The sequence below is a fragment of the Streptomyces sp. P3 genome, from assembly GCF_003032475.1.
Taxonomy (GTDB): Bacteria; Actinomycetota; Actinomycetes; order Streptomycetales; family Streptomycetaceae; genus Streptomyces.
The window spans coordinates 8,657,225-8,676,793 of the sequence record NZ_CP028369.1 but is presented as its reverse complement, the minus strand read 5'-3'; the positions used below and the strand labels follow the sequence as shown (position 1 = coordinate 8,676,793).

Annotated in this window: 15 protein-coding genes; 5 read left to right on the top strand and 10 right to left on the bottom strand. The window is 71.6% G+C overall.

Going from position 1 to position 19,569, the window contains the following annotated elements; translation table 11 throughout:
• The first annotated feature begins 10 nt into the window (after positions 1-10).
• Positions 11-898, top strand: coding sequence for a helix-turn-helix domain-containing protein (locus tag C6376_RS38400; RefSeq protein ID WP_107447649.1), 888 nt, complete (start codon positions 11-13; stop codon positions 896-898).
• A gap of 67 nt (positions 899-965) precedes the next feature.
• Here C6376_RS38400 and moaA read toward each other — a convergent pair whose 3' ends face one another.
• From moaA to C6376_RS38360, 8 genes are all read right to left on the bottom strand, one after another.
• Positions 966-1,967 carry a GTP 3',8-cyclase MoaA gene (gene moaA / locus C6376_RS38395; RefSeq protein WP_107447647.1) on the bottom strand — a complete coding sequence of 334 codons (1,002 nt, stop codon included), beginning with the start codon at positions 1,965-1,967 and terminating at the stop codon, positions 966-968.
• Positions 1,964-3,118: an XdhC family protein gene (locus C6376_RS38390; RefSeq protein WP_107447646.1), complete on the bottom strand. Its 1,155-nt coding sequence runs from the start codon at positions 3,116-3,118 to the stop codon at positions 1,964-1,966. Before C6376_RS38390 ends, moaA begins: the two co-directional genes overlap by 4 nt.
• A 133-nt stretch (positions 3,119-3,251) precedes the next feature.
• Complete coding sequence (locus C6376_RS38385) at positions 3,252-5,465, bottom strand: xanthine dehydrogenase family protein molybdopterin-binding subunit (protein WP_107447644.1); 2,214 nt, start codon at positions 5,463-5,465, stop codon at positions 3,252-3,254.
• Positions 5,462-6,442 carry a xanthine dehydrogenase family protein subunit M gene (locus tag C6376_RS38380; protein ID WP_107447642.1) on the bottom strand — a complete coding sequence of 327 codons (981 nt, stop codon included), beginning with the start codon at positions 6,440-6,442 and terminating at the stop codon, positions 5,462-5,464. Before C6376_RS38380 ends, C6376_RS38385 begins: the two co-directional genes overlap by 4 nt.
• A 12-nt stretch (positions 6,443-6,454) precedes the next feature.
• Positions 6,455-7,108 (bottom strand): (2Fe-2S)-binding protein, encoded by a 654-nt coding sequence (locus tag C6376_RS38375; protein WP_173985813.1) that lies wholly within the window; start codon positions 7,106-7,108, stop codon positions 6,455-6,457.
• A 731-nt stretch (positions 7,109-7,839) separates the two neighbouring features.
• Entirely contained in the window at positions 7,840-8,112 is a 273-nt protein-coding gene (locus C6376_RS38370; protein ID WP_159083383.1) for a hypothetical protein, read from the bottom strand.
• Positions 8,113-8,132: 20 nt separating this feature from the next.
• Entirely contained in the window at positions 8,133-8,672 is a 540-nt protein-coding gene (locus C6376_RS38365; protein WP_107447638.1) for a YbhB/YbcL family Raf kinase inhibitor-like protein, read from the bottom strand.
• 121 nt (positions 8,673-8,793) lie between these two features.
• Positions 8,794-9,429 carry a YbhB/YbcL family Raf kinase inhibitor-like protein gene (locus C6376_RS38360; protein ID WP_254076247.1) on the bottom strand — a complete coding sequence of 212 codons (636 nt, stop codon included), beginning with the start codon at positions 9,427-9,429 and terminating at the stop codon, positions 8,794-8,796.
• Positions 9,430-9,559: 130 nt separating this feature from the next.
• Here C6376_RS38360 and C6376_RS38355 point away from each other — a divergent pair, with 130 nt between their 5' ends.
• Positions 9,560-10,243 carry a GntR family transcriptional regulator gene (locus tag C6376_RS38355; protein ID WP_107447636.1) on the top strand — a complete coding sequence of 228 codons (684 nt, stop codon included), beginning with the start codon at positions 9,560-9,562 and terminating at the stop codon, positions 10,241-10,243.
• Between the two features lie 228 nt (positions 10,244-10,471).
• Here C6376_RS38355 and C6376_RS38350 read toward each other — a convergent pair whose 3' ends face one another.
• Complete coding sequence (locus C6376_RS38350) at positions 10,472-12,691, bottom strand: xanthine dehydrogenase family protein molybdopterin-binding subunit (RefSeq protein WP_107447634.1); 2,220 nt, start codon at positions 12,689-12,691, stop codon at positions 10,472-10,474.
• Positions 12,692-13,760: 1,069 nt separating this feature from the next.
• Between C6376_RS38350 and C6376_RS38340 the strand changes: the two genes are divergently transcribed.
• From C6376_RS38340 to C6376_RS38330, 3 genes are all read left to right on the top strand, one after another.
• A complete protein-coding gene (locus tag C6376_RS38340) occupies positions 13,761-15,965 on the top strand; it encodes an MMPL family transporter (RefSeq protein ID WP_107447630.1) in 2,205 nt (734 codons plus the stop codon).
• Between the two features lie 91 nt (positions 15,966-16,056).
• Positions 16,057-17,250 (top strand): sensor histidine kinase, encoded by a 1,194-nt coding sequence (locus C6376_RS38335; protein ID WP_107447628.1) that lies wholly within the window; start codon positions 16,057-16,059, stop codon positions 17,248-17,250.
• A 14-nt stretch (positions 17,251-17,264) separates the two neighbouring features.
• The gene (locus C6376_RS38330; RefSeq protein WP_107447626.1) at positions 17,265-17,942 is read left to right on the top strand and encodes a response regulator transcription factor; all 678 of its coding nucleotides are present in this window, start codon (positions 17,265-17,267) and stop codon (positions 17,940-17,942) included.
• Between the two features lie 164 nt (positions 17,943-18,106).
• Here the strand turns inward: C6376_RS38330 and gndA are convergent, their stop codons facing one another.
• Positions 18,107-19,546: an NADP-dependent phosphogluconate dehydrogenase gene (gndA, locus tag C6376_RS38325; protein WP_107447624.1), complete on the bottom strand. Its 1,440-nt coding sequence runs from the start codon at positions 19,544-19,546 to the stop codon at positions 18,107-18,109.
• Positions 19,547-19,569: the final 23 nt, after the last annotated feature.

Here is a 19,569-nt window from a genome sequence, read left to right as displayed (position 1 = left end):
GGGGGCAGAGATGTCTTCACATGTGGCGCCTGGTGACCAGGAGACGTCCGGACTCGACCGGCGTGGCGAGTTGAGGGAGTTCCTGCGCTCGCGCAGGGCCCGGCTCAAGCCCGAGGACGTGGGCCTGCCCTCGTACGGGCGGCGGCGGGTTCCCGGATTGCGGCGCGAAGAACTGGCTCAGCTGGCGGGGGTGTCGTACGCGTATTACGCGCGCCTGGAGCAGGGATACGGCGAGACGATGTCGGCCGAGGTACTGGACGCAGTCGCCCGCGCCCTGCACCTGACCGTGGAGGAACGGGAGCATCTGGTCCGGCTGGCCCAGCCCGAGCGGCAGAGCGCGACGCACGCCACGCCCCCACAGGAGCGACTGCGGCCCGGCGTGCAGCACCTGCTCGACGCGCTCGGGGTGCCCGCCTACGTCGTCGACCGGCGCCTGGACATCCTGGGGTGGAACAGGCTCACCACCGCCGTCTTCGGGGACTGGGGCCTGTTACCGCCCGGGGAGCGCAACGCGGCCCGGCTGGCCTTCCTCTCGTCCGAGGCGCGCGAGCGATTCGCCGATGCGGACAGCAACGCTCTGAGAATCGCGAGAGCGTTGCGCATGAACGCCGCCAAGAGCCCCGGGGACCCGCACTTCTCTTCGCTGATCCGGGAGTTGTCGCAGAAGAGCGAGGATTTCCGGCAGCTGTGGGCACGGCACGAGGTGAGCTGCGGGACCGTCGGCGAAACCGTGCGGGTGCGGCACCCGCTGGTGGGAGAGTTCGACCTCGTCCACGAACCCATGGCCCTGCCCGGGGGCGCCCCCATGCGGCTGGTCACCTACCACGCCGAGCCCGGCTCCCGCTCGGAGGAAGCCCTGCGGATGCTGGCCAGTTGGGAGATGGAGCCGCTGCGCTGAGACGTGGGTCGTGGGCTCGGTCAGCCGACATGCCTTTTCGTACCTTCCGGACCTGCCTGTCACTGTGTCAGCCCCCGATCGCCGACATCGGCCTCTGCGGCCGCACGAACGAAGGATCGTCCAGACCCGCGCCCGCTTTCTTGCCCCACATCGCCAGGCGCCAGATGCGGGCGATCTCCTCGTCCGGGGCGCCCGAGCGCAGGACCGCGCGCAGGTCCGTCTCCTCCGTGGCGAACAGGCAGGTGCGGACCTGGCCGTCGGCTGTCAGACGGGTGCGGTCGCAGGCCGCGCAGAACGGGCGGGTCACCGAGGCGATGACCCCGACCACGTGCGGGCCGCCGTCGACCAGCCAGCGCTCGGCGGGGGCCGAGCCACGCTTCTCCGCACCCTCGGAGGTCAGGGCGAAGCGGGTGCGCAGGGAGGTCAGGATGTCGCCGGCGGTGATCATGCCGTCGCGCTTCCAGCCGTGCTGGGCGTCCAGGGGCATCTGCTCGATGAAGCGCAGTTCGTAAGTGTGCTCCACCGCCCAGGCAAGCAGGTCCGGGGCCTCGTCGTCGTTCAGGCCCGGCATCAGGACCGAGTTGACCTTCACCGGGGTCAGGCCGGCGTCGTGGGCGGCGTACAGGCCCTCGATGACGTCCTTGTGACGGTCGCGGCGGGTGAGGGTCTGGAAGACGTCCGGGCGCAGGGTGTCCAGGGAGACATTGACCCGGTCCAGTCCCGCCGCCTTCAGCGCCGTCGCCGTGCGCTTGAGGCCGATGCCGTTCGTCGTCAGCGACATCTGGGGGCGTGGCTCAAGGGCCGCGACCCGCTCCACTATGCCGACCAGGCCGGGGCGGAGCAGGGGTTCGCCGCCGGTGAAGCGGACCTCCTCGATGCCGAGGGAGGTGACGGCGATGCCTATCAGGCGGACGATCTCGTCGTCCGTGAGCAGGTCGGGCTTGGCCAGCCACTGCAGGCCCTCCTCGGGCATGCAGTACGTGCACCGCAGGTTGCAGCGGTCGGTCAGCGAGACCCTCAGGTCGGTGGCCACCCGGCCGTGGGTGTCGATGAGCGTCTGGGGCCTCATACGGCGAGCAGCTCGGCCGGTGACGACACCTGGGCCACGGGGACGGAACCGTGGATGGGGCCGGGGACACGGGACAGGGGCAGACCGGTGCCGTTGTGGGTGTGGGCGATGATCTCAGCGGTGATGGAGATCGCCGTCTCTTCGGGGGTGTGGGCGCCGAGGTCGAGTCCGATCGGTGAACGCAGGAGCGCGAGGTGCCTGGCGGGCACGCCGGCCTCGCGCAGACGTTCCAGGCGGTGTTCGTGGGTGCGTCGGGAGCCCATCGCGCCGATGTAGCCGACCGGGAGGCCGAGGGCCACGCGGAGCAGGGGGATGTCGAACTTGGCGTCGTGGGTGAGGACGCAGACAGCCGTACGGGAGTCCACGGACGCACGCTCCAGGTAACGGTGCGGCCAGTCGGCGACGACCTCGTCCGCGTACGGGAAGCGCTCCGGGGTGGCGAAGACGGGGCGGGCGTCGCAGACGGTGACCCGGTAGCCGAGGAAGCGGCCGGCCTGGCTGAGGGCGGCGGCGAAGTCGACGGCACCGAAGATCAGCATGCGGGGCGGCGCCGCGTGGGTGTGGACCAGGAGCGTCAGCTTCTCCGGGCAGGTGTCGGCATCCCCGCCGACCTCGACGCGGCCGGTCCGGCCCGCCCGCAGCAGCGCGCGGACCTGGGTGGCGACCGTACGGTCCGTCGGCTGGCTGCCCAGTGTGCCGTCGTACGTACTGCCGCCCCCGAAGACGGACAGGGTGCGGCCGAGAAGGCCCTGCGGCCCGTCGATCACCTGGGCCATGGAGACGGGCCCACCGGCCGACACCTGTTCCAGGCCGGTGGTGAGGTGCGGCTGGTCGGCGGGGTCGATCCGCTGGACCAGGACCTCCAGTTCGCCGCCACAGGTCAGGCCTACGGCGAAGGCGTCGTCGTCGGAGTAGCCGAACGAGGCCCGGATGGGGGGTTCGCCCGACTCCAGGACCTGTTGGCACAACTCGTAGACGGCGCCTTCGACGCATCCTCCGGAGATGCTGCCGACCGCTTCGCCGTCGGTGTCCACGGCCAGCGAGGTGCCGGGTGGCAGGGGTGCGCTGCCGCTGACCTGGATGACGGTGGCGAGGGCGAAGGGGCGGGCCTCGCGGCACCAGCGGTACAGCGTGTCCGCGATGTTCAGCATGAGAGGTGTCCTTCGGTGGGCGGGTCGTGGGGGGAGCCCGCCGCCGCGCCGGCATGGGGACAGAGCGGCGCGGCGGCGGGCCGACCGGATCGGCTGCGGGCCCCCGGGGGAGGGAAGCCCGGCCGTCCGGGGTTCAGAGCAGGGCTTCGGCGGTGATGGGCAGTTCGCGGACGCGGCGCCCGGTGGCGTTGAAGACGGCGTTGGCGATGGCCGGCGACACGCCGATCGCCACGATCTCGCCGAGTCCCTTCACGCCGATGGGGTCGGCGTGGTTGTCCGCCCCGTCCAGATAGACGGCCCGCAGGTCGGGGATGTCGGCGTTGACGGGTACGAGGTAGTCGGCGAGGTTGGCGTTGACGATCCGGCCGTCGCGGTGGTCGGTGACCGTGTGCTCCAGCAACGCCCCGCCGATGCCGCCCACCATGCCGCCGAGGGCCTGGCTGTCGGCGAGCTTGGGGCTGATGACCCGTCCGACGTCGTAGACGCCGAGCATCCGCCGCATCCGCACCAGGCCCAGCCGCCGGTCGACGGCCACCTCGGCGAACACCGCGCTGTAGGCGTACATGGAGAACCGGTCGTCCCCGGCCGGGGTGAAGGTCCCGGTCACCTCCAGGTGCGTACGGCCGTTGCGGGCCAGCAACTGCCGGTAGGTCTCGCCACGCGCCGGGTCGGCGGCCACGTGCAGCCGTCCGCCGCGGACCACCACGTCGGCCGCGTCGACGCCGTGCAGCGGCGACCGCTCGTCCTCGACGGCGAGCTTGATCGCCTCCTGCCGCAGCTTGTCGCAGCCGTCCTGGACCGCGGAGCCGACCCCGGCCATGGTCTGCGAGCCGCCGTGCGGCGGGGACGGGGCGAAGGTGGAGTCGCCGAGTTCGAAGCGGACGGTGCGCATGGTCAGGCCGAGGGCGTCGGCGGCGAGCTGGGTCATGGAGGTGTAGGTGCCGGGACCCATGTCGCTGGTCGACGCCTGCACCAGGGCGGTGCCGTCGGCGTCCAGCCTGACGCGTGCCTCGGACCGCATGCGCAGGGTGTCGTAGACCCCGCTGGCCATGCCCATGCCGATGAGCCAGTCGCCGTCCCGCCGGGAGCGCGGCCTGGGATTGCGCCGTTGCCAGCCGAACTCGCGGGCGCCGACCCGCAGACACTCCCGCAGCCGCCGGGTGGAGAACGGCAGCCCGCTCGCGGGGTCTTCCTCCGGTTCGTTGCGCAGCCGCAGTTCGACCGGGTCGACGCCGAGTTCGTGCGCGAGTTCGTCCAGCGCCGACTCCATGGCGAAGACGCCGGTGGAGTAGCCGGGACCCCGCATGAACGTCGGTGTGTTCACGTCCAGCGGCACGGTCCGGTACGCCTGGCGTACGTGGGGCGTGGCGTAGTGCATCTGCCCCGGCACCATCACGCCCTCGCCGAAGGTCTCGTACCTCGACGTCTCGCCCCGCACACGGTGAACGGCCGCGGCCAGGCGTCCGTTCCGGGTGCTGCCCACCTGCAGCCGGTACTCGTAGGCGGGCCGGAACCCCACCCCGTAGTACAGCTGCTCGCGGGTCAGGACGAGTTTGACCGGGCGGCCGGTCTCGCGGGCGGCGAGGGCCGCGAGGGTGGAGTGCGGCCAGGTACGCAGCGCGTTGCCGAACGCGCCACCGACGAACGGCGAGACCACGCGCACGTTCTGCGCCGGAATACCGAACACGGCGGCGAGTTCGTCGCGCGCTCCCAGCGTCCACTGGGTCTTGTCCCAGACGGTGAGCCTCTCGCCGTCCCAGCGGGCGACGGTGGCGTGCAGCTCCATCGCGTTGTGGTGGTTGCGGGCGAGCCGGTAGGTGCTCTCCACTCTCACCTCCGCGGAGGCCAACGCCTCTTCGGGGTTGCCGCGCGCGTAGTTCTGCTGGGGCAGGGACTCGTTCTCCGGAACTCCGGGTGCCGTCAGGTCGGTCGAGGGCCGCTCCGCGTCGTAGGAGACCTTCACCAGGTCCGCGGCGTGCTGTGCGGCCTCCAGGGTGCGGGCGACGACCACGGCGACAGGCTGTCCGAAGAAGCGGACCTTGTCGTCCTGGAAGACGTGCAGTCGTTCGCCGACGGCCGGGTCCAGCCAGGCCCCCTGGTTCTCGCGGTAGACCAGCTCGGGTTTGTCGAGGTGGCTGATGACGCCCAGGACGCCTGGCTGGGCGTCCGCGGCGCGGGTGTCGATGCCGGTGATACGGCCGCGCGCGACACGGCTGTCGACGACGACGGCGTGCACCATCCCGTGGGGGACGTGGTCGGCGGCGTACTTCGCCTGGCCGGTCACCTTCAGTCGCCCGTCCACCCGGGACAGCGGCGCTCCGACGGCTGCCTGTGGCTGCGGGCTCACTTGCCACCCCCTACGACGCGCAGTTGGCGCTCGACGGTCCGTTTGAGCAACTCGACCTTGAAGCGGTTGTGTCGGAGGGGCCGGGCCGCGTCCGCCGCTCGCTCGGCGGCCTTGGTCCACAGGGCGTCGGACGGCCGCCGCCCGATCAGCTCTCGCTCGACGGCGGGCAGTTTCCAGGGCACGGTGCCCACGCCTCCGGCGGCGACCTTGGCCTCGCGGATCACCCCGCCGCGGAGGTGCAGGGCGACGGCCGCCGAGGTGAGGGCGAACTCGTACGACTGCCGGTCACGCACCTTCAGATAGCCCGACCTGAGCGGGCGCGGAAAGGCCGGGATCTCGACGCCGGTGATCAACTCGTCCCGACGCAGGGCTTGTTCGCGGTGTGGTGTGCTGCCCGGCCTGAACAGGAAGTCGGCGAAGGGCACGCTGCGCTCTCCGTCCGGGCCGACCACGACCACGGTCGCCTCCAGTGCGGCGAAGGCCACGGCGACGTCGGAGGGGTGGGTGGCCACACAGTCGTCGGAGGTTCCGAGGATCGCGTGGGTGCGGTTGAATCCGTCGCGCGCCGCACAACCGGAGCCCGGCTCCCGCTTGTTGCAGGCGGCGGTCACATCACGGAAGTAGGTGCAGCGGGTGCGCTGCATGATGTTGCCGCCGATGGTCGCCATGTTGCGCAGCTGCGCCGACGCGCTCAGCTCCAGCGCCTCGGAGATGACCGGGTACAGGGCGCGTACGCCCCGGTGGGCGGCGGCTTCGGACATCCGCACCAGGGCGCCGATACGCAGGCCCCCGCGTTGGGTGACCACGATCTCGCGCAGGGGCAGGGCGCTGATGTCGACCAGTGTGCGGGGACGTTCGACGGTCTCACGCATCAGGTCGACGAGTGTTGTGCCGCCGGCGATGTAACGCCCGCCGTCACGGCCGGCGTCGAGGGCCTGCCGGGTGGTGGTGGCCCTGGTGTAGGAGAAGGGGTACATGGGGACCGTGCCTCATTTCCCGCGCGTGGTCTGCTCGACCGCCCGCACGATCTTCACGTAGCAGCCGCAGCGGCAGATGTTGCCGCTCATGAATTCCCTGATCTCCTCCGGCGAGCCGGTGTGCCCCTCCTGGATGCAGCCGACGCCGGACATGATCTGTCCCGGGGTGCAGTAGCCGCACTGGAAGGCGTCCTGGTCGATGAACGCCTGCTGCAGCGGGTGCAGCCGTTCGCCCTTGGCCAGGCCCTCGATGGTGGTGACCTCGGCGCCCTCCAGCCGCACCGCCAGCGTCAGGCAGGAGTTGACCCGGCGACCGTCGACCAGGACGGTGCAGGCGCCGCAGGCACCGGCGTTGCAGCCCTTCTTCGAGCCGGTCAGATCCAGGTGCTCACGCAGCAGGTCCAGCAGCGAGGTGCGGTTGTCGACCGTGACGGTGCGGCGCTCGCCGTTGACGGTCAGGGTGACGCGACTGCTGGGCGACGCCTCGGCGGCGTCCGCGCGCTCGGCGCCGAACACGGACGGCCCGGCTATGAGGCCGCCCGCCACGACCGCACCGCCCACGACGGTGGTGGTCGCGATGAACGTGCGCCTGGACGGGTCGGACGAAGTTGTCTCGGGAGATCCCTCGGGTGGAGCCACTGTTGACTCGGGGGGTTCGATGGACATGCCCACTCTCTCGGTCGGCGGAGGACGGGTGGTGGTAAGCACTGGTGCCGCGAGCGGCGGGGATCTCCTGGGTGGGGGGCGTGGGGGACCGCTGGTGGGACCAGTCCCGCCGGGCGGCGTCATGGCTGCCACATCCCGAGCGGCGCCGGTCGGGTCGGCGTCTCGGGACACGGTTCGCGCCGCGGCGGACGGGGCCGCCCATCGGCCCGGGAGGAGTCCGGCGGTCGGGGTGGAACACGATCGGCAGCCGTCTCACCGGACCAGCGGTGCGGTACGACATCCACCCTGCGGTATTCGGCGACGGACAACGAGCAGACGGTTTTGGGACGACGCGGGTATGTACCACTGCCGTTGGTACGTCTGGCAGTAGCAGGCAGAGCGGCCCGGCCGCCGCCGGAGGTCGTCATGCCGACACGGTGGCCGTACGGTTCGCGTACGGCCACCGTGTCCTTAGTCCGGTGGCGGAAGGGGAGAGCAGGGGAACTGCCGCACCTGGCCGGGCCCCCTGCGCGTCCTGGACGCCGCCCGCTACCGCGAGACGCTCGTCCCGGTCGCCGTGCCGGCCGGCGGGGCTGTCGCCACGGGGCTGATGTGCGCGGGATCGATGACGGCGGCCGACGGCGGCTCGTCGTTCGACGCACACGGCGCGACCGTTCTCGCGGCGTGCTCCGCCGTCGGCGTCGGCGGGATCCTGGCGGCCGGCGCGCTGAGCCGCCCTCTCCTGCGCGCGGTCATCCGGCAGGCGGGGGCGCGGGGAGAGTGAGCACTTCGGGGGCCCAACGGCCGTTCAGCCCCCGCGTCAGGAGTCCCGCCACCGGGCGTGCGGCGCGCCTGCCGTCGTCGGGCAGGTGCAGGCCGAGTACGAGGGGCCGGAAGCCGGGTGCCACCGCGTACGGCACGTCCAGGTAACTGCGCACTCCCTCGAACGGAGCGCTCGGCGTCGGGTGGAGCAGCTCCGGCCAGGGGCCCGGGTGCCCGACCGGCTCCGCCGTGACCGCGGACACGCGGCTGTCCTCGGGGTGCATCAGGCGGGTGTCTCGGCGGTGACGGTCAGGACCGCGCGGCCGAGGATGTGGCCCGCCATGGTGAAGCCGAGGTAGGCGGGGGTGCCGTCGGCCGGGACGCCGATGTGGTCCACGTCGAGGGCGTGCACCACGACGAAGTAGCGGTGCGGGCCGTGTCCGGGCGGCGGGGCGGCGCCCACGAAGCGGGCCAGACGTGCGTCATTGGGCAGTTGGAAAGCACCCTCGGGCAGGCCCGAGCCGGTGTCGTCGCCGACGCCCTCGGGCAGTTCGGTGACGGTGGCGGGGATGTCGGCCACGGCCCAGTGCCAGAATCCGGAGCCGGTCGGGGCGTCCGGGTCGTAGACGGTGACGGCGTAGCTCCTGGTGCCCTCGGGGGCACCGCTCCACGACAGCTGCGGGGAGATGTCCTTGCCGCCGGGGACACCGACGATGCCGGACATCTGTGCGGCGGGCCAGGTGCCTCCGTCGTCCACGGTCGTGCTGGTGACAGTGAAGCCCGGCACGTCGGGGAGCTTGGCGAAGGGGTCGTTGGCGCTCATTGCTTCGTTTCTTTCCTGGGTGGTGGGACGGGTTTCTCGGGCCGCCGTGCCCGATCGCTGGGGCGGCGGTCCGGGTCAGGTCAGGTCAGGTCAGCGTCGGGTCGGGTCGGGTCGGGTCGGGTCAGCGTCGGACGGTGGCCGTGATGCGGCCGTAGCCGATGACGTGGCCGCTCAGCGTGAAGGCGGCCACGGCCGGTGTGCTGGTGGCCGGCAGATCCAGGCTCGGGGTGTCCAGGGCGTAGACGGTGATCAGGTAGCGGTGGGTGATGTCCCCGGCCGGCGGGCACGGGCCCGCGTAGCCTGCGCGCCCGCCGTCGTTGGTGCCGGATGTCGCACCGGCCGGCAGTCCGCGGCCCAGGCTGGTGGTGTCCGCCGGGATGTCCCAGGCCATCCAGTGCCAGAAGCCGCTGCCGGTGGAGGCGTCCAGGTCCTGCATGGACACCGCGAAGCCGCGCGCGGTCTTGGGCGCCCCCTTCCACCGCAGCCGTATCGGCTGGTTGCCGCCGGTGCAGCCGAAGCCGTTCGCCCAGGCGGTCTCGGGGATGCGGCCCCCGTCGCGCACGTCCGGGCTGGAGAGCCGGAACCGTTCGGCGGTCACCGGAATCCCGCGGCGGATCTTGGTGTGGCCGTAGCCGTCATGGTGCGAGTGGTGAGCGGGGCCGCTCCCGCTCCCGGCGGCCGCCGTCGCACCGAGGCCCGCCACGAGGGCGGTTGCGGCGGCGGCCAGTGTGGCGAGTGCGCGAAGGGACTTTCTCACGGGGTTCTCCCTGGGGTGGTCTGCAAGAACAGGGCGACGTCGGCGTACGCCGCGCAGCGGCACAGCCCCGCTTCGGCATCGACGATTATAAAGATAATCGATTATCTCTTCTTCTGTCTATACTGAGCACATGGTTCACACGTCCGAACGCCCCCCTGCTTCGGGGAAGCAAATGCTGTCCGAGCAGGTCTACGACCAGCTGCGGGAGGGGATCCTGCGCGGCGAGTTCAAGCCCGGCGAGCCACTGAAGCCCCAGGAGCTGGCCGGCCGGTACGGGGTGAGCCTGGCGGTGGTGCGCGAGGCGTTGGTGCGGGTGGTGGGCGAGGGCCTCGCCGAGCGGCTGCCCAACCGCGGCTTCGCCGTCCCCGCCTTCTCCGACCACCGCTGGCAGGAGATCGCCGAGGCCCGCCGCACGATCGAACCCGTCGTGCTGAGGCTGGCGATCGAACGCGGGGACCTCGACTGGGAGGCACGCGTACGCGCAGCCCACCACCGCCTCGCCCGCACCCCTCTGTACGCGCCGGAGGAGGGCCAATACCTCAGCGGCGCCTGGTCCGAGGTCCACCGTGCCTTCCACCGCACCCTGCTGGAGGGATGCGGCAACCCCGTGCTGCTGGACACCTTCGACCGCATGTGGACCGCCAGTGAACTGGGCCGCCGCTGGTCGGCACATCACACACCCGGTCGTGACGCCGCCGACGAACACCGTCGGCTGGAGGAGGCGGCCCTGGCCCGCGACGCCGACACCGCGGCCGCCGTACTGACCCAGCACCTGACGGTGACCGCCGCCGTTCTGGCCGATCCCGGGGTGTAACACGCTCGTGGGTGGAGCGCATCGGGCAACGGCGCTTGGAGGCTCCTTCCATCCGCCGTCAGGACACCGCAGGCCGAGCCCTTGCCGTCGAGGATGAGGGCGAGCTCTGCCCGCAGGGCCGGGCCGCGCAAACGGCCTGCCGCCCTGACATCGCACCTGGAGCCGGCAGCGGGACGGCCCGGGACCCCCACGCGCGCGACGCGAGGGCTCCTGAGACCGTCCCGGGGCTCAGAGCAGGGCTTCGGCGGTGATGGGCAGGTCGCGGACGCGTCGTCCGGTGGCGTTGAAAACGGCGTTGGCGATGGCGGGCGCCACGCCGACGATCACGATCTCGCCGAGGCCCTTCACACCGATCGGGTCGGCTTCGTCGTCCCGGCCGTCGACGTAGACCGCCTTCAGGTCGGGTACGTCGGCGTTCACCGGTACAAGGTAGTCGGCGAGGCCGGCATTGACGATCCGGCCGTCGCGGTGATCGGTGACCGTGTGTTCCAGCAAGGCCTGGCCGATGCCGCCGACCATGGCACCGAGGGCCTGGCTGTCGGCGAGCTTGGGGTTGATGATCCGTCCGGCGTCGTACACCCCGAGCATGCGTCTGACGCGTACCGCACCGAGCCGGGCGTCGACCGCCACCTCGGCGAACGTCGCGGCGTAGGCGTACATCGAGTGCCGCCTCCGCTCCCCCGGCGTGTAGGACCCGAGCGCCTCCAGACGGGGACGGTTGAGGCGGGCGAGGAGCTGCCGGTAGGTCTCCCCACGCGTGGGGTCGTCCTTCACGTGCAGCCGTCCGGCGCGGACCACCACGTCGCCGGTGTCGACGCCGTGCAGCGGCGAGCGCGCGTCCTCGACGGCGAGCTTGACGGCCTCCTGCCGCAGCTTGTCGCAGCCGTCCTGGACGGCGGAGCCGACGCTGGCCATGGTCTGGGAGGAGGCGTGGACCGGGGCCGGGGGCATGTGGGAGTCGCCCAGCCGGAAGGTCACCTGGCGCATGCTCAGCCCGAGGGCGTCGGCGGCCACCTGCGCCATGGAGGTGTACGTGCCGGGACCCATGTCGCTGGTCGCGGACTCGATCACGGCCCTCCCGTCGGCATCGAGCCTGACCGAAGCCTGCGCCGCGGCGCGTGCGGTGTCGTAGACACCGGCCGCCATGCCCATGCCGATGAGCCGGTCGCCGTCACGGACGGAGCGGGGCTTGGGGTCGCGCCGGTGCCAGCCGAACTCGCGGGCGCCGATGTCGTAGCACTCGCGCAGCCGCCGGGTGGAGAACGGCTGCCCGGTGGACTCGTCGGCGGACGGCTCGTTGCGCAGGCGCAGTTCGATGGGGTCGATGCCCAGTTCGTGGGCGAGTTCGTCCATGGCCGACTCGATGGCGTACGCGCCGCTGCCGTAGCCGGGGCCACGCATGGACGTCGGTGTGCTCACGTCCAGCGGCACCGTGCGGTAAGTCTGACGGACGTTGGGCGTGCTGTAGAGCATCTGCCCGGGAATCAGCACCGGTTCGCTGTGCGTCTGGTACTGGGAGGTCTCGGCGCTGACGTCGTGCACGGTCGCCACCAGGCGCCCGCGCCGGTCGGCGCCCAGGCGCAGTCGGTACTCGTACGTGGGCCGGAAACCGACGCCGAAGAACAACTGCCGTCGGCTCAGGACGAGTTTGACGGGGCGTTGCACCTCGCGCGCGGCGAGGGCCGCGGCCACAGAGTGCGGCCAGGTCCGAGTGGAGTTGCCGAAGGCACCGCCGACGAACGGGGAGATGACGCGTACGTTCTCCCGCGGGATGCCGAACTCGCCGGCAAGGCTGGCGGCTGCGCCCCGCACCCCCTGGGACTTCTCCCGGACGGTGAGCCGGTCGCCGTCCCAGTGGGCGACGACGGCGTGCGGTTCCATCGCGTTGTGGTGGTTGCGGGCCATCCGGTACGTCATCTGGAGTTGCACGGCGGCGGCCTCCACGGCGCTGTCCGCGTCGCCGCGGGCGTACGTGCGGGGTTCGTCGCCGTCGGCTCCGGTGAGCTCGGTCGACGGCTTCTCGGCGTCGTAGGAGAGCTCCACCAGGCTCGCGGCGTGCTGTGCGGCCTCCAGTGTGGTGGCCACGACGACCGCGACGGGCTGACCGAAGAACCGGACGCGGTCGTCCTGGAAGACACGAAGCCGCCGGCCCGGCGGCCAGACTCCGTCGTAGGGCGGAAGCCTCGGCGCGTTGCGGTGGGTGATCACCGTCAGGACGCCGGGCTGGGCTTCGGCAGCGCGCGTGTCGATATCGGTGATGCGGCCGAGCCCGATACCGCTGTCGACGATGACGGCGTGGACGAGGCCGTCGATGACGGGGGTGCCTTCGCCCGCGGCGGTACGAGCTTGACCGAGGTCGGCGGCGTACTCGGCCTTGCCGGTGACCTTCAACCGCCCGTCGACCCGGGACAGCGGCGCTCCGACGGCCGACTGCGGTTGCCGGCTCATTCGCCGCCCCCTGCGACGCGCACGCGGGGGGTGGCGTGGTGGCGCCGCCTGGTGGTCATGCGGCTGGATCCCGGGCTGAGCCGGGGAGCGCAAGCCCGGCGAGCAGGATCAACTGCTGCTCGATGCCGGCGGGCAGTCGCGCGACGCACCGCCGGCGCGACCACCTTCCTGATGCCGTTGCTGCGGTAACTGCCGAGGAAGAAGAGGAAACGGCTGGACAACGTGGGGATCTCCTTGGTCGCGCGTGTGGACGGGGCGCGCGCGTGGACGACTGCTTCCGGTGAGCAGTCCCGTCGGGGTGGGGTCGGAGACGAGGACATGGTTCACGCTGTGGGGCGCAGGCCCGGGAGATGTGCGGTGGCCAGGGGTGACACGACCGGCGGCCGCCCTACTGGACCATCGGTGGGGCACGGCATCCACTGTGCCGCACGCAAGGCGACGCAACGAGCGGAGGCCCTTGGTACGACTTCGGTGCGTACCAATGCCGTTGGTACGTTCGGCAGTAACAGTCTGCGGACGGCCACCCGAGCTCCCCGGCCCGGTCGTCGCCACGAGCGAACACGAAGCCTGGGGCCCGAAACACCTCCGTAGCGGCTGCGACGGCGCTTGCCTGACGCTCCCTCCGAGCACGCACGCGACCGGAGCGAGCGTCATGCGTCGCCCGCCGGGCGCTCAGCCGGCGACGCGGCGTCCTTGTCCGTCCTCGCGGAAGGCATGACCGGCGCCGACCCGGTGTTCCCGACCACTTTCAGGGCCGACCGCGAGACGTTCACGGCACGCCGTCCGAAGTCACCGCGGACGCCGACGGCGCACGCATTCTGCACAGCTTCCTGATGAAGCCCGAGTCCGAACACCATGGGGAGAACCTTCACCGCCGGGTGGAGCCACTCGCCCGGCCCCGCTGGCCGAGGGCGCTCGGTGGCTGCCCCGCGGCAGCCTGTCTACTGCGAGCGCAGTAGGCGCAAGTGTCTGCGTACGGCCGACGACGAGAGGCCGGAGAACTGCGAGCGTTCGGGTGGGCCGTGTTGATCGGCCCGTACGCATGGCAGATCCCTGGAAAGGCTCGTCGATGTCCCCTCTCGCCCGCTGGTGCCACCGGCACCGGCTCGCCGTCATCCTGGTCTGGGTGGGCTTGTTGCTCGCGCTCGGCGCCGGAGTCGGTGCGGTCGGCAACGCCTTCGGCAACAGCCCGATCTCGCAGAACACCGACTCGGCCAAGGCGACGGCCCTGCTGCAGCAGGCCTCCGACAGCGCGGCGGGCAAGAGCGGCCGGATCGTCTGGCAGATGGACGGCGCCAAGGTCACCGAGCCCGCCGCCGAGCAGGCAATGACCGGCGCTCTGGAGGACATCGTCGACGCTCCGGGGGTCGCCTCCGTGACCAGCCCCTACACGCCCGAGGGCAGGGCGCAGATCAGCAAGGACGGCAGGACGGCCTACGCCACGGTCGCCTTCGACCAAGACGTGACGGACGCGCAGATCGACCACGTGAAGGAACTCGCCACCGACCCGGGGGCGGAGAACCTGCACATCGCGCTGAACGGGCAGGCGTTCACCGTGAACCCCGAACCGAACGCCGTCGCCGACGCCATGGGCATCGTTCTCGCCTTCGTCGTGCTGCTGTTCGTCTTCCGGGCCATCTGGGTCGCGGCGCTGCCCATCATCACGGCCGTGGTCGGCGTCGGCACCTCCGCCATCACGGTGATGCTGCTCAGCCATGTCATCACGCTCTCCGACACCACGCTCACCCTCGGCTCGCTGATCGGGCTGGGCGTGGGCATCGACTACGCCCTGTTCATCGTCAACCGGCACCGCGCCAACCTGATGGCCGGTATGAGCGTGGCCGAGTCGGTCGCCAAGTCCCTCAACACCTCCGGCCGGGCCGTGGTGTTCGCCGGGCTGACGGTCGTCGTCGCGCTGCTGGGCATGCTCACCCTGAACGTCGGCATCATCAACGGCATGGCGATCGGCGCGGCCGTCACCGTCGTCCTCACCGTGCTGGCCGCCCTCACTCTGCTCCCCGCGCTGCTCGGCATGATCGGTCCACGCGTCCTCAGCAAGAGCGAGCGCCGCGAGATGGCCGGGCAGGGCAGGCAACGCTCCTCGGGCAGGGTCGGGCTGTGGGCCCGGTGGGCCGAGCACGTCCAGTCACGGCCCAAGGCCCTGGGTGTCGCCGCCCTGACCGTGCTGGCGGCGCTCGCGCTGCCGACGCTGTCACTGCGGCTGGGCGCGTCCGACGACGGCAACCTGCCTACGACCTCGACGAACCGTCAGGCGTACGACATGATCGCGGACGGCTTCGGTCCGGGCTTCAACGGCCCGCTGGTGCTGGCCGTCCAGGCTCCGGGTGCCGCCGACAAGGCAGCCGCGGGAAGGCTCGTCACCGCTCTCAAGGAGGTCGACGGTGTGGCCAGTGCCGGAGCCGCGCCGATGAAGGACGGCCGGACGGTCGGGGTGATATCCGTCGTCCCGACCACGTCGCCCCAGTCGGCGGCCACCTCCGACCTGATCCACCACCTGCGCGACGACGTGATCCCCGAAGCGGAACAGGGCACGTCGATGAAGGTCTACGTGGGCGGTGTCACCGCGAGCAACGATGACTTCGCCTCCGTGCTGATGGGCAAACTCCCGGTCTTCGTGCTGGTCATCGCCGCGCTCGGCTTCCTGCTCCTGACCGTGGCCTTCCGCAGTCTGCTCATCCCCGCCGTGGGTGCGGTGCTGAACATCCTCAGCATCGGGGTGGCCTTCGGCGCCATCGTCGTCGTCTTCCAGTACGGCTTCGGCGCCGGGGCCCTCGGCCTCGGCTCCGCCGGACCGATCGAGTCGTTCGTGCCGATCCTGGTCGTCGGCATCATGTTCGGCCTGTCCATGGACTACCAGGTCTTCCTCGTCAGCCGGATGCGCGAGGAATGGGCCCACACCGGCGACAGCCGGCGCGCGGTCCGCGTCGGGCAGGCCGAGACCGGCAAGGTCATCGCCGTCGCGGCCACCATCATGGTCTGCGTCTTCGGCTCCTTCGTCTTCGGCGGCATGCGCGTCATCTCCGAGTTCGGCGTCAGTCTCGCCGTCGCCGTTGCCGTGGACGCCCTGCTGATCCGCATGGTCGTCGTCCCCGCGCTCATGCACCTGTGCGGACGGGCCAACTGGTGGCTGCCCCGCCGACTGGACAAGGCCCTGCCCCACGTGTCCGTGGAAGGCCCCGCCGACGAGCCGACGCACCCGCAGCACCCGCGGCACCCGGAGCGGGAGCCCGAGACCGCCGGTTGGGCCAACTGACCGTCAGTATGACGGACCGCATCCCACGCGGTGCCGGCGAAAGACAGGGTGACCTGGCCTTCCGCCGGCTCGCGCTGCTTACAGTGAGGGAATGGAACTGCCCATGGTGTGGCGACAGTGGCTGGCTCGTCATGACCGCATCAGAGACGCACTGCCCGCGGTACCGCTGATCGTGATCGCCACGGCGGCGACGGCCGTCGGCAAGAACGACTGGCACGAGCCGCGTTGGGACGAAGTGGTGTGGATGGCCCTGTCCTGCGTGCCGCTGGCCTTCCGGAGCCGTTGGCCGCTGGGAGTCGCTGTGTTCACCCTGGCGGGCGACCTCACGCTGATGGCCGTTGCCTCACACATCGCGCCGACCCCGGCGGCGAGCCTCGTCGCCCTGTACACGCTCGCCGTACACGGCAGCCGGCGCACGGCGTGGAGCGTCGGCGTGGCCGCGGGCGTGGCGATCACCGGTGTCTACGCGGCCACCCAGGCGGAGTCCCTGGTGGGAGGGGCCAGCCTGCTGCGCTTCGACTTCGTGCTCGCCGCCACCGCGCTGGGCCGGGCCGTCCGCAGCCGTCGTGAGAGCCTCGCTGCGGCCCGGGAACGCGTGGAGCATGCCGAGCGCATGCAGGAGGAGGAGGCCCGGCGCCGGGTCACCCAGGAACGCGTGCGCATCGCGCGCGACCTGCACGACGTCGTCGCCCACCACATCACCCTGGTCAACGCCCAGGCAGGGGTGGCTCACCACCTCATGCGCGCCAACCCCGACCAGGCGTACGAGGCGCTCGCCCACATCCAGGACAACAGCCGCGCCGCGCTCGACGAACTGCGCGCCACCGTCGGCCTGCTGCGCCAGCCCGGCGACGCGCCCGGTTCACGAGCCCCCATCCCGCGTCTGGCCGACCTCGACACCCTCGTCGACGGGTGCCGCGCGAGCGGGCTGTCCGTACGGGTGACCCGCACCGGCACCCCCTCGCCGCTGACACCCGCCACCGAACTGACCGCCTACCGCATCATCCAGGAAGCCCTCACCAACTCCCACAAACACGCCGCCGGCAGTGAGGCCGCCCTCGTCCTCGACTACGGTCCGCACACGCTCCGGGTGACCGTCACGGACGACGGACGTCCGGGCCCGCCGAAGGGCGCGGGCACCGGCCACGGGCTGGTCGGCATGCGCGAGCGGGCCACCGCCATCGGCGGGACGGTCACCGCAGGGCCGCTGCCCGGGCGCGGCTTCGAGGTCGTGGCCGAACTTCCGCTCTCACTCGCCCCCACCAGCGTTTCGAACCCCTCGTGAGGAACCACCCGCCCATGACCATTCGCGTCCTGCTCGCCGACGACCAGGCCCTGCTCCGCGGCACCTTCCGGCTGCTCATCAACGCCCAGCCCGACATGGACGTCGTCGCGGAAGCCTCCAACGGACGGGAGGCCGCCCGGCTGGCCCGCTCCGAGCGCACCGACGTCGTGGTCATGGACATCCGGATGCCCGAGGTCGACGGCATCGAAGCCACACGGCTGATTGCCCAGGACGAGGACCTGGCCGGGGTCAAGGTCCTCGTCCTGACCACCTTCGAGGAGGACGACCTCGTGGTCGAGGCCCTGCGGGCCGGGGCGAGCGGATTCCTGGGCAAGGGAGTCGAACCGGCGCAGCTCCTCGAAGCGATCCGGCTGGTGGCCGCCGGCGAGGCGCTGCTCTCCCCCGCGGCCACGAAGGGCCTCATCTCTCGCGTCCTCGCCCAGCCCTGCCCCGGCGACCTCGTCGACCCCACGCGGCTGGCCGCGCTGACACCCCGGGAACGAGAAGTGCTGACCCTGGTGGGCACCGGCCTGGCCAACGACGAGATCGCCGAACGACTCTTCGTCACCCCGGTCACCGTCAAGACACACGCCAACCGGGCCATGGCCAAACTCGGCGCCCGCGACCGCGCCCAACTCGTCGTCATCGCCTACGAAACCGGCCTGGTACGCGCGGGAGAGCGACAAGGCTGAGACACCGGCCGGCCGTGGCCGACCCAGATCGACACCGAAGGCCGTCACAGCTCCGGCGTTGCGTACGAAGGCGGGCACCCTACAGGCGGTCGCCGACACGGACACGGATGGAGCGGGGCACTCGTCGAGCGCCCCGCTCCGGCCGTGTCCGTGTCCGCGATCCGTCAGGCGGACGTCTCCGGGCGGCCCGGCTCGGCCCAGTGGGTGTGGAAGGCGCCCGGCCGGTCGGTGCGGCCGTAGGTGTGGGCGCCGAAGTAGTCGCGCTGGCCCTGGAGCAGGGCGGCGGGCAACCGCTCCGCGCGCAGGGTGTCGTAGTGGGCGAGCGCGGCGGAGAAGGCCGGCACCGGAATGCCGCGGCGGGCCGCGGAGGCCACGGTCTCGCGCCAGGGCACCTGCGCGTCGGTGATCTCCATGGCGAACTCCATCTCGCCGAGCAGGCTGACCAGGTCCGGGTCGGCCGCGTACGCGGCGCGGATGCGGTCCAGGAACGAGGCGCGGATGATGCAGCCGCCGCGCCAGATCCGGGCGACCGCGCCCAGGTCGATCTTCCAGCCGAACTCGCCGGCCGCGTCCTGGATCATCTTCCAGCCCTGGTCGTAGGCGATGACCTTCGAGGCGTACAGGGCGTGCTCGACCTGCGAGGTGAAGCGGGTGGCCTCGGTGCGGCTGAGCGGCGGCGTCGTGCCGCCGGGCAGGCCCGCGTACGCGGCGCGCAGTTCGCGCTGGCCGGAGGCGGCCCGGGCGAAGGTGGCCTGGGCGATGGCGGTGACCGGGGAGCCGAGGTCCAGGGCGGTCTGCACGGTCCAGCGGCCGGTGCCCTTCTGTCCGGCGGCGTCGGCGACGATGTCGACGAACGCCCGGCCGGTGGCGGCGTCCGTGTGGGCGAGGACCTCGGCGGTGATCTCGATGAGGTAGGAGCCGAGCCGGCCCTCGTTCCAGGTCCGGAAGATGCCGGCGATCTCGGCCGGTGTGTAGCCGGCGACCTGGCGCAGCAGGTCGTACGCCTCGGCGATGAGCTGCATGTCGGCGTACTCGATGCCGTTGTGCACCATCTTGACGAAGTGCCCGGCGCCGTCGGTGCCGATGTGCGTGGCGCAGGGCTCGCCACCGACCTTGGCGCTGATGGACTCGAACATGGGGCCGAGCACGTCGTAGGACTCGCTGGAGCCGCCGACCATGACGGCCGGCCCGTTCAGCGCGCCCTCCTCGCCGCCGGAGACGCCGGCGCCGACGAAGTGGAGCCCGCGCTCGCGCAGGGACTCCTCGCGGCGGCGGGTGTCGGCGTAGTGGGCGTTGCCACCGTCGATGATCATGTCGCCGGGCTCCAGGAGCGGGGCGAACTCCTCGATGACCGCGTCGGTGACGGCGCCCGCCTGCACCATGATCATCAGGCGGCGGGGACGTTCCAGCGCCGCCACGAAGTCCGCGGCCGACTCGGCGGGCACGAACGCGCCCTCGTGCCCGAACTCCTCGACGAGCGCGCGGGTGCGTCCGGCGGTGCGGTTGTGGACGGCGACGGTGTAGCCGTTGCGGGCGAAGTTGCGCGCGAGGTTGCGGCCCATCACGCCGAGGCCGGTGACGCCGATGGCGGCGGTTGCGTTCACGAGGTGTCCCTAGGATCGGTGGC

Excerpts from the sequence above, each read along its gene's own strand:
- C6376_RS38400 (WP_107447649.1), top strand. The coding sequence starts at position 11 with ATGTCTTCACATGTGGCGCCTGGTGACCAGGAGACGTCCGGACTCGAC.
- moaA (WP_107447647.1), bottom strand. The coding sequence starts at position 1,967 with ATGAGGCCCCAGACGCTCATCGACACCCACGGCCGGGTGGCCACCGAC.
- C6376_RS38390 (WP_107447646.1), bottom strand. The coding sequence starts at position 3,118 with ATGCTGAACATCGCGGACACGCTGTACCGCTGGTGCCGCGAGGCCCGC.
- C6376_RS38380 (WP_107447642.1), bottom strand. The coding sequence starts at position 6,442 with ATGTACCCCTTCTCCTACACCAGGGCCACCACCACCCGGCAGGCCCTC.
- C6376_RS38375 (WP_173985813.1), bottom strand. The coding sequence starts at position 7,108 with ATGTCCATCGAACCCCCCGAGTCAACAGTGGCTCCACCCGAGGGATCT.
- C6376_RS38365 (WP_107447638.1), bottom strand. The coding sequence starts at position 8,672 with ATGAGCGCCAACGACCCCTTCGCCAAGCTCCCCGACGTGCCGGGCTTC.
- C6376_RS38355 (WP_107447636.1), top strand. The coding sequence starts at position 9,560 with ATGGTTCACACGTCCGAACGCCCCCCTGCTTCGGGGAAGCAAATGCTG.
- C6376_RS38350 (WP_107447634.1), bottom strand. The coding sequence starts at position 12,691 with ATGAGCCGGCAACCGCAGTCGGCCGTCGGAGCGCCGCTGTCCCGGGTC.
- C6376_RS38340 (WP_107447630.1), top strand. The coding sequence starts at position 13,761 with ATGTCCCCTCTCGCCCGCTGGTGCCACCGGCACCGGCTCGCCGTCATC.
- C6376_RS38335 (WP_107447628.1), top strand. The coding sequence starts at position 16,057 with ATGGAACTGCCCATGGTGTGGCGACAGTGGCTGGCTCGTCATGACCGC.
- C6376_RS38330 (WP_107447626.1), top strand. The coding sequence starts at position 17,265 with ATGACCATTCGCGTCCTGCTCGCCGACGACCAGGCCCTGCTCCGCGGC.